Source organism: Ignavigranum ruoffiae (assembly GCF_900110675.1).
GTDB lineage: Bacteria > Bacillota > Bacilli > Lactobacillales > Aerococcaceae > Ignavigranum > Ignavigranum ruoffiae.
In genome coordinates this window covers 160,072-181,384 of record NZ_FOEN01000001.1, presented here as the reverse complement: position 1 = coordinate 181,384, position 21,313 = coordinate 160,072, and the positions used below count along the sequence as shown (strand labels likewise).

The following is a 21,313-nucleotide window of genomic DNA, read 5'->3' as shown; positions in this document are numbered from 1 at the left end:
ATGGTCGCCTCGCGCTTTTTTAATATTCATCCATGACAAAATCCATGGTATAGCTATGATTCATCATTTCGTGGGGCTTAGCTAGGCGAATGCCTTGTTTGTGCACTAAGTTCCCATCACTGGCTTCATCATCGGCAATACCCGCCCAAGGTTCTAAGCAGACAAAAGGCGAAAAGGTCGGATAAGTAGACCAAATTCCTAGCCATTCCATTTGATGGGGTTTGAGGATAACCCGGGCATGATTCTCTGGATCATGGAGGGTCACTGAAGTTTGTTGACCAATTTGATAGATAATTGCATCTTGTTTGAAATCAAGGTGCTTCAACTCATGATAGCCGGCTTTCTCATATTTGGCCCGCCGTTGCCGGGTCAAGCCCTTTCGATTTAAAGGAATACGCAAATAATGCCCTTCTGGTTGAATTTCAATCGCCACCTGATCAAATTCTTCTTGACCCCGAATATTGCGCCGATGCGCTACGTTGAAAGCCGGATGGGCGCCAATACTATAATACAAATCATGTTTCTCAGAAGGATTTAGGACTTCATAAGACACCGTAATTTGATTATAAAAGAGGATATATGAAATTTGTAAAGAGAATTCAAATGGATAATACTGCAGGGTTTCCGCCGAATTCTTCAAATAGAAGCTCGCCGAATGAGATAAGACATTCTGCACGGTAAACTCTAAGTCACGCGCAAATCCATGACGGCCTAATTGATATTCCATTCCTTGATAAGTATAACTATTATCCTTAAAGGTCCCTACATTGGGAAATAAGACTGGACTCGACCGATTCCAATGTTTGGGATCGGCCTGCCAGATAAACTCATGGCCGGAATCTTTATGAATAATTGACTGGATTTCTGCCCCCATTTCGCTAATGGTCACCATTAGCTCTTTGTTTTCAAGAATGATCACCTGCAAGCCTCCTGTTTTTATAAAATATAGTGACTTAAGTCTCTATTTTCGATAATGTTTTCTAATTTGTTCTCAACATAAGATTGATTAATCTCTATCTCGCCCATCTGCATATCAGTGGCTTCGAATAATAAATCTTCCAAAAGCGTTTCAAGAATGGTGTGTAAGCGACGGGCACCAATATTATCATTCTCCTGGTTGAGTTTGACGGCATAGCGTGCCATGGTGGTAATCGCATCATCCGTGAAGCGCAAATCAACCCCATCGGTCGTCAGTAAAGCTTGATATTGTTTAACCAAAGCATTCTCCGGTTCAGTTAAGATACGCCGGAAATCTTCCTCTTTAAGATCTTCTAGGTGAACCCGAATTGGGAAACGCCCTTGCAATTCAGGGATCAAATCGGAAGGTTTAGACACATGGAAAGCTCCCGAACCAATAAAGAGAATATGGTCCGTTTGAATAATACCATATTTCGTTTGAATGGCACTGCCCTCAACAATTGGCAAAATGTCACGCTGCACCCCTTGGCGGCTAACTTCGCCCGAATTTTGACCTTGAGAAGCTATCTTATCCATCTCATCGATAAAAATAATACCAGAAGATTCGGCTAAGGCAAGGGCTTTTTGATGAATATCGTCTTGGTTGACCAACTTATCCGCTTCTTCTTCGGTTAATAATTTCAGCGCTTCTTTGACCGTCACAGTGCGTTCAATCTTCTTCTTTGGTTTAAAAGCATTGAGCGAATCTTGTAAATCCATCATTTGTTCCATGGCTGGATTGAGGCTGGTCATTTGTAATTTCTTCTCATCTAGCTGAATCGTCACTTCGGTATTATCCAATAGACCCTGCCGGATTTGTTGCCGGATTTGTCGACGGGTCGCTGCAATTTCATCGGTCACTTCTTCCTCTTCTTCTTGAACCCCTTCACCGCCAAATTGCTTAAACATCTCAGTCAAACCACCCAGTCCAGCTGGCACATTCGGCGTCGCTTTAGCCTTCTTACGACCGGGTTTTAGTGCTTTAGCCAGCCGCTCGATGGCTAGATTCTCAGCTTGATCGCGGACTTCTTCATGCTTTTGTTTCTTAATGATGCGAATCGCATTCTCCATCAAATCACGAACCATGGATTCCACATCTCGACCGACATAACCGACTTCTGTATACTTGGTGGCTTCAACTTTAATAAACGGAGCTTGAGCAATATCAGCTAGACGTCGGGCAATCTCTGTCTTTCCGACCCCCGTGGGGCCAATCATAAGTAGGTTCTTAGGTTTAACTTCCTTTTGCATTTGAGCATCCAGTTTCAAGCGGCGGATCCGATTTTGTAAGGCAATGGCAACGGATTTCTTCGCGGCATCTTGACCAATAATATATTTATTGAGTTCGGCAACAATTTTTCTTGGACTTAATGACATATCATCCCTCCTAGTCAAAAGATTCTACTAGAATCTGATTATTGGTATAGACATCAATTTCGCTAGCAATTGTCAATGCTTGGCGGGCAATTTCAGCGGCAGATAAGGTTTCAGAATTACGTACTAAGGCTCGAGCAGCCGCTAGGGCATAATTCCCACCTGAACCAATGGTCAAGATTCCATCATCGGGACTAATGATTTCACCCGTCCCACTCACCAAAAGTAATTCTTCCTGGTTCATTACAATCAATAAGGCTTCGAGTTTCTGCAGACTGCGGTCCGTCCGCCATTGTTTGGCTACTTCGACGGCGGCACGAGAAAGCTGTCCGTTATATTGTTTAAGCTTATCTTCAAACATTTCAGATAGGGTAATGGCATCGGCCACACCCCCAGCAAAGCCAATCACAACTTGATCGTTATAGATTCGTCGTAATTTCTTCGCACCTTGTTTCATAATTACCGTCTCACCGAGGGTAACTTGACCATCCCCAGCCATCGCGAGTTGGTTATTTTTCTTTACGGCACAGATTGTTGTCATAAATCATTATCCTTCTTTCTTTGTCTTTGGGCCCGCGGATGCGCTGCCAAATATGATTTCCGCAGTTCTTGTTTAGAGATATGGGTATAGATCTGAGTGGAACTCAAATCTTCGTGGCCTAATAATTCTTGGACACTACGTAGATCAGCTCCATGATTTAATAAATGGGTGGCAAAGGTGTGTCTCAATTTATGTGGATGAATTTGTAGATGTAAAGCACTGCGCTCGACGATACTCTGGAGAATATAGCGAACTTGTTGGGCTTGAATCGGTAGCCCCTTATCTGATAAGAATACGGTATGATTGTCTGGATCCGGCTTGTGAGCTAATAATTGTGGTCTTAAAGTATCGATATATTCTTGAAGTCTAGCCATGGCTTGATCCCCTACTGGAACAATTCGCTCTTTATTCCCTTTACCAATAACGCGAACCAGCTGAACCTGGAAATCCAACTGATTTAATTGCAATTGACAGAGTTCACTCACCCGCATCCCTGTCGCATAAAACAGCTCCAAAATTGCCAAGTCCCTTGACTTATTAGCATAATCCACCTGGTCGAAACTTGCAAACAATGCTTCCATTTCATCTTTATAGAAAAAGTCGGGCAAGTGTTGCTTTTTGACTTGAAATTGAATCAAATCTACTGGATTATCTTGGATCAGGTCCTGACTCAAAGCATAACGAAAAAATGAGCGTAAAGTCGAGAGATGACGGGCAATCGAAGTCCGTTGCATCCCCTTCTCACTGAGATGGGCCAAATAAAGTCGGATATCTTGATAGGCGATCTCTTGCAGTTCTCCGCCACCCGATCCGCGAAGAAAGTCATGGAACTGACTTAGATCCTTCTGATAGGCTTCGACCGTCCGTTCAGAATAGCGCCGTTCAACCCGAAGATAGTTAATAAAATCATGAATATAATGATCCATCTCGATTAGACCCACTCCTTAAATCTGTCTACTATCTTATCATATTCTGACAGAAATCACAGGAAATTTCTGTGAATCTAAGAAGAAGGATTTTATTTTCAAAGGCAGTCTTATCCCGGTTCATCAAGTTAGAAATATGATTTTGAAAAATAAGAAAAACCGCTAAATTCGCTATCAAACGAATCTAACGGAAATCAAGAATCAAAATATAAGTAGGAGGCAAAATTCAATGCTTATGCCGTTTGTATAAAATTATAGCTTCAGTGCTAATAAGTGTAGTTACTAAAATAATGAGAAAAGCAGTCAAATACCACTGAGGATTAAATGGCGTCCCTGTAAACATATCCGAAAAAAATCTAAAGGCAAAAATCACTAATAGACCCCATAACATTTTATTGAGCGCGGATTTCCACACAGTATTTCCTCCTCATGTTGTTTAAAAATTATACACAGTGGCTAGATTTTAATGATGGATCTGAAATTTGTGCCAAAGCTCTTGTCCTAATTTAAATACTACAGCAAAAAGAACGATTAATCCAATTCCTAGTAAAAACCAATTTTGATGGCAGATTTAACAATCAACATAGCCACCGTTAAACCTAAAAAAGTGTACATAAAAAGGCGATTGATTTGTTCAATCGCCTTCATCGATATAGCAACGCTCATTGACAAAGAGCCAAAGTCAATTTATTAATTTAGCAAATCTTCTTTATAATCGCAATGGCTACATACGACTTGACTGCCTTTACGGCTGACTTTCTCTACTAAGTAATGCTCACATTTCGGACAGTTACGACCAATCGGTTTATCCCAAGAAGCGAAATCGCAGTCAGGATATCGACTGCACCCATAGAAAATTCGATTCTTCGCTGATTTGCGTTCCACAACATCGCCTTGGCCACATTTAGGACAGGTGACACCGATCTTCTTAACAATCGCTTCGGTATGCCGACAATCAGGGAAATTGGAACATGCATAGAATTTGCCAAAGCGGCCGATCTTAATCACCATATCGCTACCACATTCGGGACATTTGAATCCAGCAGGTTCATCTTTAATTTCAATCTTATCCATTTGATTTTCTGCCTTATCCAATTCATCTGCAAATGGCTGATAGAATTGATTGAGGACAGCTACCCACTCACGTTTACCAATTTCAATATCATCGAGCTGTTGCTCCATTTCGGCGGTAAAGTCGGTGTTTACAATATCCGGGAAATACTCTTTCATGATACTATTGACAATCTCACCTAATTCAGTCGGTTCGAAGCGCTTGGCAACCATCTTGACATAGTATCTTTTACGAAGTGTTTCTAAGGTTGGCGCATAGGTTGAAGGACGACCGATTCCTAATTCTTCCAGAGTCTTAACTAGGCTAGCCTCATTGTATCGAGCCGGCGGTTGGGTAAAATGTTGTTCCCCTTCCATTGATACAGCTTTAACCAGATCGCCTTGAGCCAGTTCTGGCAGAATATTATCCTTGGGTTTACTAAAGTGATAGACCTTTAAGAAGCCTTCAAATTTAATTCTTTGACCGTTAGCCCGGAATTGGACGCCATTTTGTTCAATATCTGCTCGAACCGTATCAAAGACGGCGTCTGCCATCTGACTGGCTACAAAACGAGCCCAAATTAAAGAATACAGTCGCAACTGATCCTTGCTTAATTTATCAGCAATTTGGTCAGGAGCCAGCTTGACATCCGAAGGACGAATCGCCTCATGGGCATCTTGAGCCCCTTTTTGATGCGTTCCACCTTGACCAGGCCCTTGGTACTCGGCACCATAGTTCTCCTTAATATAGGCTTGAGCTGCGGTCTTGGCATTGGCCGAAATTCGTGTCGAATCAGTACGCATATAAGTGATTAGACCGACCGATCCTTTACCTAGGTTAATCCCTTCATAAAGCTGTTGAGCAATCATCATCGTCTTGCCGGTTCTAAAGTTCAATCGATTCGAAGCCTCTTGTTGAAGGGTTGAAGTAGTAAAAGGCGCTAAAGCTTTCCGTTTACGTTCTTTTTCAACCAGATTCTTGACTTCGAATGTTTCTTTTAGCTTTAATTTCTCTTCAATCTTCTTAACATCGGCTTCAGACTTCAAATCAACCTTCTCACCATCTAGTCCATAGAAATTGGCCTCGAATTGGCTCCGGCCTTTCTTAAATTTAATGGGTAGGGTCCAATATTCTTCCGGTTTGAAGTTACGAATCTCTTCTTCACGGTCAATAATAATCTTAAGCGTGGTCGATTGTACCCGGCCAGCACTCAAGCCTCGTTTAACTTTCTTCCATAATAATGGCGAGATGGAATAGCCCACAATGCGGTCCAAGATGCGTCGGGCTTGTTGAGCATTGACCAAATCATAGTCAATTTGTCTCGGTTGTTTAAAAGCTTCTTTAACGGCTTCTTTGGTAATTTCATTGAAGACGACTCGATTTTTACTCGTCTCATCTAAAGATAATAAATGATTCAAATGCCAAGCAATGGCTTCCCCTTCACGGTCCGGGTCGGCTGCCAGATAGACGTGTTCTGCTTTATTGGCTAGTTTCTTTAACTCTTTAACCGTATCGCCGCGTCCCCGAATCGTGATATAGTCAGGTTCAAATTGGTGATCCAGATTGACACCCATTCTACTCTTAGGTAGATCACGCAAATGACCCTTACTGGCCACCACTTTATAATTTCTTCCTAGATATTTATCGATTGTTTTGGCTTTGGTGGGAGACTCAACAATCACTAAGTTTTTATAGGCCAATGAGTCCCATCCTTTCTATTATATATTTGAAATTGCCCCTATATTAGATGAAAGTTAAAGATCTGTCAAACTCTTTTTATTAATTTATTCCTGATTTACTTTCAAATAGCCTTGCCGGTACATTAAGGAAGAGAGTTCATCTAATACTTGTTCTACCGATAGGATGGGGCAAGCACCGGCCTCAATCAATTGGTTACATCCTTGGGCTTGTTTATCCGTAATTCGCCCCGGAAGCGCCATCACTTCCCGATTAGCTTGTAAGGCAAAGTTAGCCGTAATTAAGCTCCCACTCCGCTTGGCAGCTTCAATCACCAAGGTTACCGGCGCGATACCCGCTAATAAGCGATTGCGCATAATAAATTGATGCTTCCGTGCAGGCCAATGGGGTAAGAATTCGCTCAGAACCAAATGCTTGGCCCGCAGATGATCTGCTAGCGACTGATGAGCGCTTGGATATATCTTGTCCCAACCCGAGGGAATGATTGCAATGGTCGATTGATCTTGATAACTCAATGCCGTTTGATGGACACAGGCATCAATCCCCTTTGCTAGTCCAGAGACACATACCCAGCCACACTCAATGATTGATTGGACAAGTCTCTGGCAAATTTCCTGACCATAAGATGTAATCTGCCTTGTGCCAACGATACTAATCAGTGGTTTAGCTAAGATAGGCAAGCAACCTTGATAATATATAATCAAAGGAGGTTGATTAATTTCATACCATAGTTTCGGATAGGCTGGTTCACCAATCATGAGCGATTGAGCTTGCCAACTTCTTAGCAGCGACCAAGCAGAGAATTGACTCACTTGTTTAATCTTATCTAAGCATTGCAGATCAGCTTTAAAGAACTGGTACAAACGCTGTATAAAGCAGGGAAAGAAGCTTTCGTCATTGGTTTCTTGCTTTATCCGCCACTGCCAATAATTATAGCGAGACTTATAAGAGAAACCAGTCATTTGCATTAAGATAAGTTCTTCCTTTAAAGAAATATTCATTTGATATCACCCAAAGGGACAGATACACACTCATCCTAACAAGATCGAGTTAGATATTAATCATTGCCGAATGATTTTACCGGTGCGAAACTTCGCCGGTGGATTGGACAGGGTCCAAAATCCTTAAGGGCTTGCATATGATGGGCCGTTCCGTAACCCACATTATGCTTGAAATCATAGTGTGGGTATAGTTGGTCCAATTCACCCATTAAGCGGTCACGATATTCTTTAGCCAATATCGCGGCTGCGGCAATCGATACTGATCTTTGATCCCCTTTAATCATCGAAGTCTGCGGAATCGGACTGTTTAATTCCATGGCATCAATTAATAAGTGATCAGGTTTTAACTTTAACTGATTGAGAGCTGATAACATAGCTAATTTACTTGCTTGATAAATATTTACTTGATCAATGACATCATTATCGACCACCCCATAAGCATAATCTAAGGCAATCTCTTGGATAGCATGTTCCAATTTCTGGCGTTTCTTAGCATTTAGTCTTTTAGAATCATCAATACCGATTAAAGACTCAACATCTCGGGGTAAAATAACTGCCGCCGCTACCACAGGACCAGCCAACGGGCCCCGACCAACTTCATCTAGGCCTGCAATCCAATTGATTCCTTCGTTATAGAGTTTAATTTCGAATTCTTGTCTTTTTGAATGTTCTTCTTTTAATTTGATTAACTCTTTAATTGATTTTATGCGTTGATCTACTAATTTAGATACACCTTTACGCGAGTCCTTCCTGAAAGTTGCAAGTCTTGGATCGTCAAGCCGATTAATTTGGACAAGTATTTCTTTAATTTCTTTAATCGTCGCCATAGGTCACCCGGTCTAGTGTTAGCTGCCCCAATTTTAATTGTCGGTAGTCTTGGATAATTTTTTGACTAGCTTGGTCATAATCATCTTTAAAGCCTAACTTCTCAGTCAATAGTAGCAATAAATCGACGGTCGATAATTGTTCTATCTCTGACTGATTTACTTTATAAGTCTCTGCTAAGCGCTGGGGAGCATACTTCACCAAGGTCTCAAGCAAATAAAGCGCCAAATCATCATGGTATAACAAGTCATCTTTGATTGCTCCGGTAATCGCTAATTTTATCCCTACGGCCGGGTCATCGAATTTAGGCCAGAGAATCCCTGGAGTGTCCAAGAGTTCGAATTCTTTAGCAAACTTGAGCCAGCGTTGTTTTTTGGTGACTCCGGGTTTATTTCCGGTAATCGCTTGATTCTTACCGACGAATCGATTGATTAAAGTTGATTTTCCTACATTGGGGATTCCCAGAATCATCAAGCGAATCGGTCGGTCTTTAATTCCCTTTAGCCTTCTTTGTTCAAACACCGGTGCCATTTGATCTTTAATCGCTTGTTGTAGATGCTTAAGGCCTCGATTATGTTGGGCGTCAATGGCAATCGCTTGTCGCCCTTGTTCTTGAAAATATTCAATCCAAGTTTGGTTCAACTTTGCTTCGGCCATATCCGCTTTATTTAAGACCAGAATATTGGGTTTTGAACCAATAATTTCTTGAACTACGGGATTTTGACTGGATTGGGGAATTCGAGCATCCACCATTTCTAGCACAACATCCACTAATTGCATTTTTTCTTTAGCTTCACGTTGCGCTTTAGCCATGTGTCCCGGAAACCATTGAATAGTTCGTGCCATCTCTTTCATCCTCTCTTAATCTGCATAAAATATTACCTGTGAAATAAATTTAATGAATCAATCATCCAATTCTGCAAAACTAGGGCTTCAATCTATCGACTGAAACCTCCCAGAATTAGCTACGCTTCAGCACACATCATAAAAAAAGATCCACCTTTCTTCTCCTAGTCGCCAGCTTAACGATTCGGTCTGAAGCGTGGATCTGATAAAATTTTAAGTTGCCTTAAGGATTCGCTATCAACCTAGCGAGCTAATCCCATAATGCGAATTTTCTTAAGCAATTATATTGCAAATGATGAATTTCATAGTCGAAACATTAGGCTGCCTCTTGCTCTTTTTCTTGTCCAGCATATTCATTGAGAATTTCAACAGCCTTTTCATACTGTTTATCATGAGTTTCTAAGTAATCACGAATCTGTTCAGTCAGAATTTGAGTGGTTTCTCCTTCAACTTGACCTGTCTCTTTTAAATCGTGGTCTTTTTGGAAGGCTTTCACTGCAGCTTCCATCTGTTCATCAAAGTATTTCTTAGGCTCTTTCAGATAACCTAAAGCTTCTAGACTCAATCCCAAGCTTTCAACCTCTGGACTGACTTCACCCAGTTTCAAAGTGCTTTCAGGATTAATCAATATGGCTGTTTCAACTGAGGCAGCTTCGACCTGATCGGTCGGTTCAATCCCGGTCTCATGAATCCAGGTTCCTGAAGGTAGCAACCATTTGGCAAAGGTGATTTTAAGTTCTCCCAGACTATTACTGTTGGTGAAGGTTTGGACAGATCCTTTACCAAAGGTAGTTACCCCAACAATCGGTGCCTTGGTATTTTCTTTAATTGCTCCAGTTAGGATTTCGCTGGCACTGGCCGATCCTTCGTTGACCAAGAGGACATAAGGTTCGCTAATTTGGAAATCCCCATAATCCTTATCACTGGCTTGATAGGAGATTGCCTTAGCCTGCCCTTCTTGCATTTGCATAATAACATCGCCATCCTTTAGAAACATGTTGGAGATTTCCAAGGCTTGGTCTAGCAGTCCACCAGGATTGTAACGCAAGTCAAAGACAAAGCGCTTGGCTCCTTTTTGTCTCAATTGTTCGACAGTTTCGACCAACTCATCATAGGTTGTGCCATTGAATTGGCTAATCTTAATCTTGCCGATTTCTTTATCTTGGCGATCGATCTCACCATCTACCGTTGTTATCGGAATTTCTTCACGAGTCAAGGTGACATCAAAAGTCTGATCAGCGCGTTGAATCGTCAAGGTTACCTCGCTACCTACGGGGCCACGAATTAAGTTGATAACCTCTTGGGTGTCCATATCGGTCAATTCCTGGTCGTCTGCTTTCAGAATGACATCATTAGGTCGAATACCTGCTTTACTCGCTGGCGTTCCATCCACGGCTGAAATGACAGTCATCACACCATTATTTGCCATGAATTGAATTCCCACTCCAGAGAATGATCCCTCGGCTGTCTCTTCATAGACCTGACTTTCTTCGGCATTGAGAAATTCAGAATAAGGGTCGCCTAAGGCTGAGACCATGCCCTTCATTGCCCCTTCTAAAAGTTGTTCCTTAGGAATATCTTCGATATATAAGCCCTTGAGATTTCGGTACAAATCATTTAACATCTGTAAATCCTTATCTGACAGTTCTTGACTCGCCCGACCTTCATTACCAAAAAGCCAATCCAATCCTCCTTGAGCTTGAATCCCTTGAACAGGGGTCACGATCATCGTCAACATCACGATGAGCCAAAGAATGAATTTCTTTGCTGGTCTTCGCTTACTCATCCTATCACTCCTTAATTTGATGCCGAATCAGCCAGTTGGACAACCGTCTGTAAAGCGATTTCCATCATCTGGGTAAAGGTAGTCTGCCGTTCTAAGGCCGTCGTTTCTTCCCCCGTCAAGATGTGATCTGAAATGGTGCATAGAGCCAAAGCTCGACGCTGATATTTGGCCGCGGTTAGATAAAGACCTGCCGCTTCCATTTCTACGGCTAACATGCCATAATTGGCTAGTTTACCTTTATCTAATTCTTCATTATAGAATCGATCACTTGAGAATAAGTTGCCCACATGAAGCTGTTCCTTGGCTATTTTCTGTTGGGCAATATGAAAAGCGGTATCCAAGACATCAAACGAAGCAATCGCAGAATAATGTGCTTGTCCTGCGAATGTATGTTGAAGCACGCTTGAATCCGTGCTGGCCCCCTGGCCAAAGACCAGATCACGAACTTTGACTTGCTCTTGAAGCGCCCCTGCCGAACCAATCCGAATAATCGTATCAACCTGATAATCATGATATAGCTCTTCAGCATAGATCATCGCTGAAGGAATGCCCATGCCGGATCCTTGAACTGACACTGGCACCCCTTGATACTTGCCAGTATAGCCAAACATATTACGTACGGTATTGTATTGATGAACATCATCTAGGTAATTCTCAGCAATATATTTCGCTCTTAGTGGGTCTCCTGGAAACAGAACATATCTTGCAATTTCTTTTTGCTTTGCTGCAATATGGATACTCATATAATCCTCCTAATTCTCTGCTTGATAATTTAGCCAGGCCTCATCGAAAGCTAACATCAGCCGGCTATAAGTAGGTGTGTGTTCGAGATAAGTTGATATTTGATCAAAATCATCGGCTTGTTTAGGGAACGCTTGATCCTCATGAATCGCATTGGCTAAGCGACTTTGGGGATCATTGGCCGTGGGATCATAGAAACGCTGAATATATTGATAAAAACTTGGTCTCATACTAGCCTCCTGATAGAATTATAATACATCATCAACATTAAAGAAATATAGAAGAATAATCTGGCCGGCTTCCGGCTTGATTTCCTGGACCATGACCTGTTGATGGTCTGGAATTTGTAATAATTGAGCTAAATCAATCACAATCAGCGCTTGGTTAGCCAAAGGCTCGAAGGCAGCTGGTAATTGCAATTGGTTCTTAATATTCTGATAGGCTTGATTTAGTGGTAAAGGGAAAGAACCTAATTTAATCGATTGCAGTTGAATCGCTAATTGTTGATTGTAGATAGTAAAAACCCCAGTAAACTTCGCCGTCATTGATTGACCTTGGAAATTAAGCGGAATTTCGCCTTGAACCAAGCCATCTTGCCATTTCAGAGTTAAGTCAATCTGATTCTTCTCAATGGTTGATTGGATAAAGTGATTAATTGTTTCTTCAGGAAGTTCAAGCTTAACTTGGTCAGAGGTGGTTGCTGTAGTATGTTCCTGACTATCTGATTGCACCAATAGCGGTTGCTGCCAAGTTTGATTGAGTACATAATATATCACCAGCCCAATCGCTAACACACCAATAAACATGAGGATTCCACGGATCGAACGCCCGATCCATGAAGTTTCTGGCCTTGATTGATTTCGCAGTCCCATCGATTCCCTCCTCAGTATTCCTATTGAAATATTATAGCATGAAATCATTATAAACAAGCTGATCTTACATTTACACTACCTTATAGAGGATCATATTGTCAATGATTTTAATTGATGAGCTTGGTTCATCCGGATTAAGCTTATTAAATCTTTTCGGAAATTGATGCGATAAGATGATAAAATAATAAATTTCCGTTTTCTTCATAACTTTCCGTGAAATTTAAGCAGATCTGAGTTAGAATATAAACAAATGAGGTGAGTATATGAAGTATCGTTTCGGTCTGAGTAAACGACAAGAAATTACGATCGAAGTTCTTAATGCAGTGACCCACGGCATCCCCTGTATTTTAAGTGGGCTAGCCCTATTCTACTTAATTCATAAAGGCTTAGCTGCTTCTCATAAATGGGCGCTAACCGCCTATATGGTCTATGGCATATCCCTAATTTGTCTTTTTTTAAATTCTACCCTCTATCATAGTTTCTCATTCAGCAAACTTCGCCCCCTCTTACAAAAGTTTGACCACGCTTCAATCTATTTATTAATTGCCGGGACATTTACACCTTACCTTACCTTGGCCCTGTCAGCCCCATATAATTGGATTGCTACCTTGATAATTTGGTCATTAGCAGTGATTGGTATTGTCTTTGAAGTCGGATGGACCAATCGCTTCCCCAAATTATCGACGGCACTGTACTTATTGATGGGCTGGTTAGGCGCCTTATTAATCTATCCGCTCTGGCAAACCATTCCCAGACCCGGACTCTATTTATTAGCCTTAGGTGGTTTAATTTACTCGCTGGGAACTTACTTCTATGCGATGAAACACAATAAATGGATGCATATAATCTGGCACTTATTTGTAAACTTAGCAGCCTTGATGATGTTCTTAAGCATCTACTATTACGTCTAAATAAATTTATGATTGGCTTAAGTCTCATCAAACTATGACCATGACTGATTCAGCTAAGCCAGATATATTAAAAAGCGACTAAACAGCAGTTCATTGATTTGCTGAATAGTCGCTTTTTAAAATTATTCAAATGTCTGCTTGTAGATCGCTCAAGAACTTATTTCCTAGTCTTAGATTGATTATCAGTCACGCGCTTTAAGATAGGTTGCTTGAATTGCTTCAATGATCGCCGAGCGGAAACCGCGTTCTTCCAGTTGACAAAGGCCTTCAATTGTAGTCCCACCAGGACTCGTTACTTGATCTTTTAATAGTGCAGGGTGTTGCTGATTTTCTAAGACCATGCTCGCTGCACCTTTAACGGTCTGGCTAGCCATCTTAATCGCATCTTGGCGGGCTAAGCCATGACGAACCCCGGCATCAGCCATCGCTTCGATAAGTTGGTAGATAAAGGCAGGCCCAGACCCAGCAACTGCGCTACTAATCGCAAACAAATCTTCTTCAATCTTGGCTACCTGGCCCGTGCTAGTTAATAAATCAATCAATACTGCTTGAGAATCTTCTTGGACCCTTTCATTAAAACAAATGGTCAGATACCCCTGGCCAATTTCAATGGGAGTGTTGGGCATAATTCGAGCCCAAGCAAGTTCAGACGAACTGAATTCGGCCAAAGATTTCAAATTCAGGCCGACGGCCATCGAAATCCAAAGGTGACCAGATAAATCCAAATCTAAGGACATCAGTTGTTCGAATAATGAGGGAACGTCTTTAGGCTTCACGCCAACAAAAATATAATCCGATTGATTGATAAATTCAGCCAGTCGATCACGTTGAAAAGCGGAAGCTTGAATTTCCTGACTGAGTCTTTCGACTTTGGGCCAGGAGCGATTATATAGGTTGATGCTTAGCCCAGGATAGACGCGACGAAATATCCGCGCGAAAGCTGCCCCCATGTTGCCGACTCCAAGAATACCAATACTAAGATCCTTACTCAGATGCTGGTTCACGACGTTGCCACCATTCAAATTGGTGTTTATAAGGATTCTTCTCATCCACTTCACCAACAATAACCTTACTTAACCGCCATTCTTTCCGGTCTAATTCTGGCATGAAGGTATCCGCTGAGAATTTATCCTCGATCAGGGTACGAATGATTTGATCCGTATGTTCCCAGACCATCTTAAATACTTCTGCGCCGCCAATGACCATAATTTCTTGGTCTTTGCCTAATTCCAGAATTTCATCGATACTATGAACGACCGTCAACCCTTCAATATCCTTGCCGTATTCTTGATCGCGGGTCACTACCACCGATTGACGGCCAGGAAGCAAACGTTGATTTAATGAGTCGAAGGTTTTTCTACCCATTAGAATTGGATGGCCCATGGTTACTTCTTTAAAGAATTTAACATCTTTAGGTAATGTCCATGGCAAGTGATTCTCATAACCGATCGCTCCATTCAAGTCTTGTGCATATACTAAAGTAAGCATTTTATCATCCTTTCATATTTATACCGCAATCGGCGCTTTGATGGTTGGATGTGGCTGATAATTATGTAGCTGAATATCTTCCATCTCCAACTGATCTAAAGGCCGATTTGAGGTAATTTCTAGTTGCGGCAAAGGTTTAGGTTGTCTTTGTAAGAGGGTCTTGGCTTGGTCAAGGTGATTCAAGTAAAGATGTGCATCACCAAGGGTATGGACAAATTCGTCGACTTCTAAGCCAGTTTCTCGAGCAATCAAGTGGGTTAATAAGGCATAAGAGGCTATATTAAAAGGCACCCCAAGAAAGATATCTGCCGAACGTTGATAGAGTTGACAGGATAATTTCTGATCCTGTACATAGAATTGAAAGAGAGTGTGACAAGGTGGCAAGGCCATATCCGGCACATCTTCTGGATTCCACGCCGACACAATCAAGCGTCGTGAATCTGGATGGTTACGAATGTTCTCGATGACTTGGCTAATCTGGTCAATAGTCTGGCCATCGCGTTTCTGCCAGGACCGCCATTGGCGTCCATAGACCCGGCCCAGATCACCATACTTCTCAGCAAATTTCTGATCTGCCAGAACCTTCTGTTGAAATTTGCTCATTTCTTCTTGGTAGACTTTCTTAAATTTAGGGTCTTGCTCAGCTCTTAAACCGAAATCGGTCATATCGGGACCACGATAATCCTCACTGGCTACATATTTCTCGAAAGCCCATTCATCCCAAATATGGTTCTGATGTTCTAATAAATAACGAATATTAGAATCCCCTCTTAAGAACCATAAGAGTTCACTCTTCACTAGAGAGAATGGCACTCGTTTTGTCGTTAATAATGGGAAGCCTTGGTTCAGATCGAAACGCATCTGATAGCCAAATAAACTTAGAGTCCCTACGCCCGTTCGATCATCTTTGCGATGACCTTCGTTTAATACTTTCTCTACTAAATCAAGATAGGCTTGCATGATCCTCCTCCTTACACTTTGTCACTTAAATAATCATAGCGTTCATACAAATGTAGAAGCATTTCATTAGCCTGATCCAATTCTTGCTGCCAGTCTAATAATTTATCTAAATCGCTTCCATGTGCATTCATTTTATCTTCTAAGCTTTGGATAAGCAAGTCATAACGTTCGATCTCCTCTTCGATGCTTGCCCATTCTTTCTTCTCCAAATAAGTCAATCCGGACTTACTTTTACCCTCTTTAATCGTTTGATCTTTGGCTGGGCTAGTCGGTTCTTCTTTAAGTTGATTAGATTTAGTAGCCAATCGACTGGCATGATAATCACTATAATTGCCATAAGCTAATTGATAGCTTCCTGAACCTTGCAGGCATAACACCTGATTGACAATTTTGTCTAAGAAGTAGCGATCATGAGAGACAATAATCACTACGCCGGCAAAATCGCTGAGATAGTCCTCTAGAACTGTCAAAGTATCAATATCTAAATCATTGGTCGGCTCGTCCAATAACAAGACATTGGGTTCCTGAATCAATAGACTTAATAAATAGAGTCGACGCCGTTCACCCCCAGAAAGTTGGCCAATTAAGGAGCCATGACTCTCGCGTGGGAAATTGAACCGTTCTAACATGGAAGAGGCACTGACCATACTCCCATCAGGTCGTTTGAAATGATCGGCGACCCGGCTCAAATAAGTCAAAATTCGCTGATCGGCGGGTAAATCTTCATCCATTTGTCGATAATAAGCCAAACGGACTGTCTGGCCCATCTCAATCCGCCCATGGTCGACGGGTAGAAATCCGGCCAAGGCATTTAAGAAGCTAGTCTTACCGATTCCATTAGGCCCAATAATTCCCAAACAATCTCCCTTGATAAAGGTTTTGGTGAAATGATTAATCACCGGCTTAGCTGCGACACTTATCGAAACATCCTCCATTTCAATAATTTGCTTGCCAATCCTTTGTTGGTCAAATTCAAAAGCTATACCAGCTTGGTCTTGAGGACGGTCTTTGATGTCTTGAGCGAGGTCTTGGAAGCGATCGATCCGAGCCTGTTGTTTAGTCGTTCTGGCCCTTGCCCCCGTGCGCATCCAAGCCAATTCTTGTTGATAGAGTTTGTTCTGTTTCTCATATAACTTATGTTGAATTTCTTGTTGTTCAGTACGTTTAGTTAAATAATCTTGATAGGTCCCACTGTATTCTCTAAAATGGCCATGCCTTAATTCAACAATTTTATTAACCACCCGGTCTAAGAAATAGCGATCATGGGTGACTAAGAGCAAGGCTCCCTTATAATCCGCCAGATATTTCTCCAGCCATTCAATCGCCGGAATATCCAGATGGTTCGTCGGCTCATCTAAAATTAACAAATCAGGTTCACTAATGAGGACTTGAGCCAAGCCAACCCGTTTAAATTCACCTCCAGACAAGCCTTGGAGTTTACGATTCAACTGAGTCAATCCTAATTGATTGAGGATAGTCTTCGCTCTTACATCAACATCCCAGGCATTCTGCAAGGTCATCTGATCCGTTAAAGCATTGAATTGCTTAAATAAGGCAGGGTTCTCCGGATCTGCTTGTAAGGCTTCTACAGCTTCTTGATAAGCTAAATTCAATTGAATTAAGGGATGATCACTTTGGTAGACCGCCTGCAAAATGGTCTGATTTGGATTAAATTGAGGATTTTGAGCTAGATAAGCAATGGTATATTTATTAGGCTGACTAATCTCTCCCTGATCATAAGTATCTTGGCCTGCTAGTACTTTAAGGAAAGAGCTTTTACCAGTTCCATTAGGACCAATTAAGCCGACCCGGTCGCCATCACGAATAGCGAAATCCACCCCACTAAGTAAATTCTTAATACCATACGATTTATGTAAGTTCTCGACAACCAGTTCTTTCATACTGACTCCTTCTGATTTAAGTGACCTTGATGAATACATAACCAATCTATCGGACTAATTCCCTGGGCTGCTAAGAAATGATTCGCCCGACTAAAAGGACGCGAGCCAAAAAATCCCCGATAAGCTGATAAGGGACTTGGGTGTGGGCTTTGAATAATACAATGATGATTAGGAATTAAAGGGATAATGCTTTGGGCTTGCTTGCCCCACAGGATAAAGACCAAGGGCCGTTCCTGATTAACTAACAAGCGTATGACTGCATCAGTAAAGCTCTGCCAACCGATCTGTGAGTGAGAATTGGCCTGCCCAGCTCGCACTGTTAACACCCGGTTAAGCAATAAGACCCCTTGTTGAGCCCAACAGGTCAAATCACCATCGGCGACCAACTCATGCCCTAAATCATCACTCAATTCTTTGTATATATTGCGTAAAGAAGGTGGTAGGTCGATTCCTGAATTGACAGAGAAGGCTAAACCATTGGCTTGATGAGTCCCATGATAAGGGTCTTGACCTAGAATGACTACCTTGACTTGTTCTAATGGTGTCAACATTAAAGCCCGACTAATTTCGGCCCGTGGCGGATAAACCTCCTCGAATTCATATTCATGATCCAATGAAGCCTTCAAACATTGATAATCCTCACTATTAAAATAGTCAGCTAATGCATCTTTCCACATGTTCTTCCACCCCTTCAAAAAAAGACTAAGTCCAGGGACCTAGTCTGAATTCAGCTTAATTATTTCTTTTTGCGTCCAGAAACAAACAAAGCAATTGCAGCAATGACAATTACCACGCCGACGATAATCATCACTAGATTATTCCCTTCACCCGTGGCCGGTAATAATAGATTTGCCATGGCCATCAACTGTTGAAAGTAAGCTAACAACAAATGTGCTCCCATACTCATCCTCATTTCTTTAATTGATTGGCTTGCAAGCAAGCATGCTTCTTTTAATACATTAATATTACCATAAACTTTTTTAGGTCATTTGTCCATCGTTTTCCCCGAAAAAATAGCTCAAATCGATTAAATATCGGCGCTTCATTCAAGTTAACATCTTCGGCACAAATCGCCTACTCAGCAAAACATTGGTAGAAAAAGACGAAAGATAGTATACTGATGTTATAGAGTAAAGGTTCACTATTGTCGAGACAAAGGAGATTGATTATGAAAAAACAACTTAAACGTAAAATCTTTAATATCGTTGGCTTATTTATCTTGGGACTCATTTGGGAGAAATTCTTCGATGACGATAAGAAAAAAGCCTAGTGCCTTAACCCATTAACCTTTTAAAGACGGATTTTCTTGGGAGTAGTTCTTTCATTGGAACGCTACTGTGAGAAAATCCGTCTTTTTTATTTTATCTGTTTAGTTAATCAATGATAGTGAATTAAAATTTATCAGCAGGTAGACAATAAGCTGGTTGAATAAAATGATGCACGACTGAACGACACTTTTTAAAATCATTTTGATTTATTCTTCATCCATTTGTAGCACCGCCATAAAGGCTTCTTGAGGAATCTCAACCGAGCCAACTGCTTTCATCCGTTTTTTTCCGGCTTTTTGTTTCTCTAGTAATTTCTTACGCCGTGAGACGTCGCCCCCATATAATTTGGCGGTGACGTCCTTGCGATATGCTTTGATCGTTGTCCGAGCAATAATCTTATGGCCAATGGCCGCTTGAATCGGCACCTCAAACATTTGACGGGGGATAATTTCTTTCAATTTATCAGCTAAGACTTTGCCCCGATTATAAGCGAAATCTTTATGGACAATGGTAGAGAAAGCATCGATAATTTCGCCATTGAGCAAGATATCCAGTTTGACTAATTTAGAAGTCTGATAACCGGTGATGTGGTAGTCTAAGGAAGCATATCCTTTAGTATTGGATTTAAGCCGATCGAAGAAGTCAAAGATAATTTCAGCCATCGGCATCGAATATACCACGTTGACCCGATATTCATCTAAATAATCTAAGGTCTTGAAATCTCCCCGTTTGCGTTCGCAGAGTTCCATTACCGCGCCAACAAAGTCATTGGGAACCATAATCGTTGCTTCAACATAAGGCTCGTAGATGGCTTCAATTAAGGTTGGATCGGGCATTTCCGAAGGGTTATCAACGATAATCTCTGAGCCATCGGTTTGCATCACTTTATAAATAACAGATGGCGCCGTAACAATTAAATCTAGATCGAATTCACGTTCTAGTCGTTCTTGAATGACATCCATATGCAATAGGCCTAAGAAGCCGGTACGGAAGCCAAAGCCTAAAGCCTGAGAAGTCTCGGCTTCAAATTCTAGCGAGGCATCATTCAGTTGTAATTTCTCCAAGGATTCACGTAAATCGTTGTAATCCGAAGAATCCACCGGGTATAGACCCGCATACACCATTGGATTCAATTTACGATAACCTGGTAAACTTTCTGCAGCTGGATAATCAGCTAAGGTAATCGTATCCCCTACCCGAGTATCCTGAATGGTCTTAATTGCGGCGGTAAGATAACCCACATCCCCCACCATTAAGGCCTCGCGTTGAATGGGCTTCGGTGAGAAGATACCCACTTCAACGACTTCAAAAGTCTTGCCATTAGACATTAACTGAATCGTATCCCCCGGCTTAACCATTCCATTCAATACACGAATATTTAGGACGACGCCCCGATAAGCGTCATAGGCTGAGTCAAAGATTAAGGCTTGCAGAGGAGCTTCAATATCCCCTTGAGGCGCAGGAACTTTCTCCACAATTTGTTCCAGAATTTCTTCAATCCCGATTCCCGCTTTAGCTGAGGCATAAACGGCTTCAGAAGCATCGATACCGATGATGTCTTCAATTTCCATTTGTACTTTCTCAGGATCCGCCGCCGGTAAGTCAATTTTATTAATGACTGGGAGAATCTCTAAATCATTATCCAAGGCTAGGTAAACATTGGCCAAGGTTTGAGCTTCAATCCCTTGGGCCGCATCGACGACTAGAATAGCGCCTTCGCAAGCAGCCAAGGACCGTGAAACTTCATAGGTAAAATCGACGTGCCCGGGTGTATCAATCAAGTGAAAAATATATTCCTGACCGTCTTTGGCTTGGTAGGTCAATTCGACGGCATTCAATTTAATGGTAATTCCACGTTCACGTTCCAAATCCATTGAATCTAACAGTTGATTCTGCATATCACGTTCAGCGACTGTCTGCGTCTGTTGAAGAATTCGATCCGCTAAAGTGGATTTCCCATGGTCAATATGGGCAATAATTGAGAAATTTCTTATTTTTTCTTGTCTTTGTTTTAATTTTTCGATGTCCATATTTTTAGCCAACTTTCTTATCATACGATTGCTTGTCGCAATATCTCACTCTTAACTATAGCAAAATATTGAAAAAAATCCTAGTTTATTCTATAAAGATTCTAGTCGATCTCTAGAGTTGTCAAACATATGTTACA

At 41.5% G+C, this 21,313-nt stretch carries 20 protein-coding genes; 1 reads left to right on the top strand and 19 read right to left on the bottom strand.

Annotated features, from left to right (window positions below; all coding sequences use genetic code 11):
* Window positions 1-19 precede the first annotated feature (19 nt).
* The 12 genes from BMX34_RS00850 to BMX34_RS00790 all read right to left on the bottom strand — a co-directional run bounded on the left by BMX34_RS00850 (window position 20) and on the right by BMX34_RS00790 (window position 12,618).
* Complete coding sequence (locus BMX34_RS00850; protein WP_092569816.1) at window positions 20-919, bottom strand: aldose 1-epimerase family protein; 900 nt, start codon at window positions 917-919, stop codon at window positions 20-22.
* Between the two features lie 17 nt (window positions 920-936).
* Window positions 937-2,334, bottom strand: a complete 1,398-nt coding sequence (hslU, locus tag BMX34_RS00845) for an ATP-dependent protease ATPase subunit HslU (RefSeq protein ID WP_092569814.1) — start codon at window positions 2,332-2,334, stop codon at window positions 937-939.
* Window positions 2,335-2,344: 10 nt separating this feature from the next.
* Window positions 2,345-2,872 carry an HslVU peptidase proteolytic subunit gene (gene hslV / locus BMX34_RS00840; RefSeq protein WP_092569812.1) on the bottom strand — a complete coding sequence of 176 codons (528 nt, stop codon included), beginning with the start codon at window positions 2,870-2,872 and terminating at the stop codon, window positions 2,345-2,347.
* Window positions 2,869-3,798, bottom strand: coding sequence for a tyrosine recombinase XerC (gene xerC / locus BMX34_RS00835; protein ID WP_092569810.1), 930 nt, complete (start codon window positions 3,796-3,798; stop codon window positions 2,869-2,871). Before xerC ends, hslV begins: the two co-directional genes overlap by 4 nt.
* Window positions 3,799-4,488: 690 nt before the next feature.
* Window positions 4,489-6,549 (bottom strand): type I DNA topoisomerase, encoded by a 2,061-nt coding sequence (gene topA / locus BMX34_RS00825; RefSeq protein WP_092569806.1) that lies wholly within the window; start codon window positions 6,547-6,549, stop codon window positions 4,489-4,491.
* A gap of 84 nt (window positions 6,550-6,633) precedes the next feature.
* On the bottom strand, window positions 6,634-7,548 hold the full coding sequence (dprA, locus tag BMX34_RS00820) for a DNA-processing protein DprA (RefSeq protein WP_092569804.1): 915 nt from the start codon (window positions 7,546-7,548) through the stop codon (window positions 6,634-6,636).
* 56 nt (window positions 7,549-7,604) lie between these two features.
* Window positions 7,605-8,375: a ribonuclease HII gene (locus tag BMX34_RS00815; protein ID WP_092569802.1), complete on the bottom strand. Its 771-nt coding sequence runs from the start codon at window positions 8,373-8,375 to the stop codon at window positions 7,605-7,607.
* Window positions 8,362-9,219: a ribosome biogenesis GTPase YlqF gene (gene ylqF, locus BMX34_RS00810; RefSeq protein WP_092569800.1), complete on the bottom strand. Its 858-nt coding sequence runs from the start codon at window positions 9,217-9,219 to the stop codon at window positions 8,362-8,364. Before ylqF ends, BMX34_RS00815 begins: the two co-directional genes overlap by 14 nt.
* A 316-nt stretch (window positions 9,220-9,535) precedes the next feature.
* Complete coding sequence (locus BMX34_RS00805; protein WP_092569798.1) at window positions 9,536-11,005, bottom strand: S41 family peptidase; 1,470 nt, start codon at window positions 11,003-11,005, stop codon at window positions 9,536-9,538.
* Between the two features lie 11 nt (window positions 11,006-11,016).
* A complete protein-coding gene (gene deoD / locus BMX34_RS00800) occupies window positions 11,017-11,748 on the bottom strand; it encodes a purine-nucleoside phosphorylase (RefSeq protein WP_092569796.1) in 732 nt (243 codons plus the stop codon).
* Between the two features lie 9 nt (window positions 11,749-11,757).
* Window positions 11,758-11,976, bottom strand: coding sequence for a YozE family protein (locus tag BMX34_RS00795; RefSeq protein ID WP_092569794.1), 219 nt, complete (start codon window positions 11,974-11,976; stop codon window positions 11,758-11,760).
* An 18-nt stretch (window positions 11,977-11,994) separates the two neighbouring features.
* Window positions 11,995-12,618 carry a hypothetical protein gene (locus tag BMX34_RS00790; RefSeq protein ID WP_092569792.1) on the bottom strand — a complete coding sequence of 208 codons (624 nt, stop codon included), beginning with the start codon at window positions 12,616-12,618 and terminating at the stop codon, window positions 11,995-11,997.
* Between the two features lie 263 nt (window positions 12,619-12,881).
* On the opposite strand from BMX34_RS00790, the gene trhA reads away from it, so the two are divergent.
* Entirely contained in the window at window positions 12,882-13,529 is a 648-nt protein-coding gene (gene trhA, locus BMX34_RS00785; RefSeq protein WP_092569790.1) for a PAQR family membrane homeostasis protein TrhA, read from the top strand.
* Window positions 13,530-13,711: 182 nt separating this feature from the next.
* Here trhA and proC read toward each other — a convergent pair whose 3' ends face one another.
* The 7 genes from proC to lepA form a co-directional block, all read right to left on the bottom strand.
* On the bottom strand, window positions 13,712-14,533 hold the full coding sequence (gene proC / locus BMX34_RS00780) for a pyrroline-5-carboxylate reductase (protein WP_159428803.1): 822 nt from the start codon (window positions 14,531-14,533) through the stop codon (window positions 13,712-13,714).
* Complete coding sequence (locus BMX34_RS00775; protein WP_092569786.1) at window positions 14,514-15,017, bottom strand: dihydrofolate reductase; 504 nt, start codon at window positions 15,015-15,017, stop codon at window positions 14,514-14,516. The genes proC and BMX34_RS00775 overlap by 20 nt, the downstream gene beginning before the upstream one ends.
* A gap of 18 nt (window positions 15,018-15,035) precedes the next feature.
* Window positions 15,036-15,980 carry a thymidylate synthase gene (locus BMX34_RS00770; protein ID WP_200793396.1) on the bottom strand — a complete coding sequence of 315 codons (945 nt, stop codon included), beginning with the start codon at window positions 15,978-15,980 and terminating at the stop codon, window positions 15,036-15,038.
* Window positions 15,981-15,988: 8 nt separating this feature from the next.
* Window positions 15,989-17,878: an ABC-F family ATP-binding cassette domain-containing protein gene (locus BMX34_RS00765; protein ID WP_092569782.1), complete on the bottom strand. Its 1,890-nt coding sequence runs from the start codon at window positions 17,876-17,878 to the stop codon at window positions 15,989-15,991.
* Window positions 17,875-18,555 carry a uracil-DNA glycosylase gene (locus tag BMX34_RS00760; protein WP_092569780.1) on the bottom strand — a complete coding sequence of 227 codons (681 nt, stop codon included), beginning with the start codon at window positions 18,553-18,555 and terminating at the stop codon, window positions 17,875-17,877. The genes BMX34_RS00765 and BMX34_RS00760 overlap by 4 nt, the downstream gene beginning before the upstream one ends.
* A gap of 59 nt (window positions 18,556-18,614) precedes the next feature.
* Window positions 18,615-18,779 carry an LPXTG cell wall anchor domain-containing protein gene (locus BMX34_RS00755; protein WP_159428802.1) on the bottom strand — a complete coding sequence of 55 codons (165 nt, stop codon included), beginning with the start codon at window positions 18,777-18,779 and terminating at the stop codon, window positions 18,615-18,617.
* Between the two features lie 573 nt (window positions 18,780-19,352).
* On the bottom strand, window positions 19,353-21,176 hold the full coding sequence (gene lepA / locus BMX34_RS00750; protein WP_092569776.1) for a translation elongation factor 4: 1,824 nt from the start codon (window positions 21,174-21,176) through the stop codon (window positions 19,353-19,355).
* Window positions 21,177-21,313 lie beyond the last annotated feature (137 nt).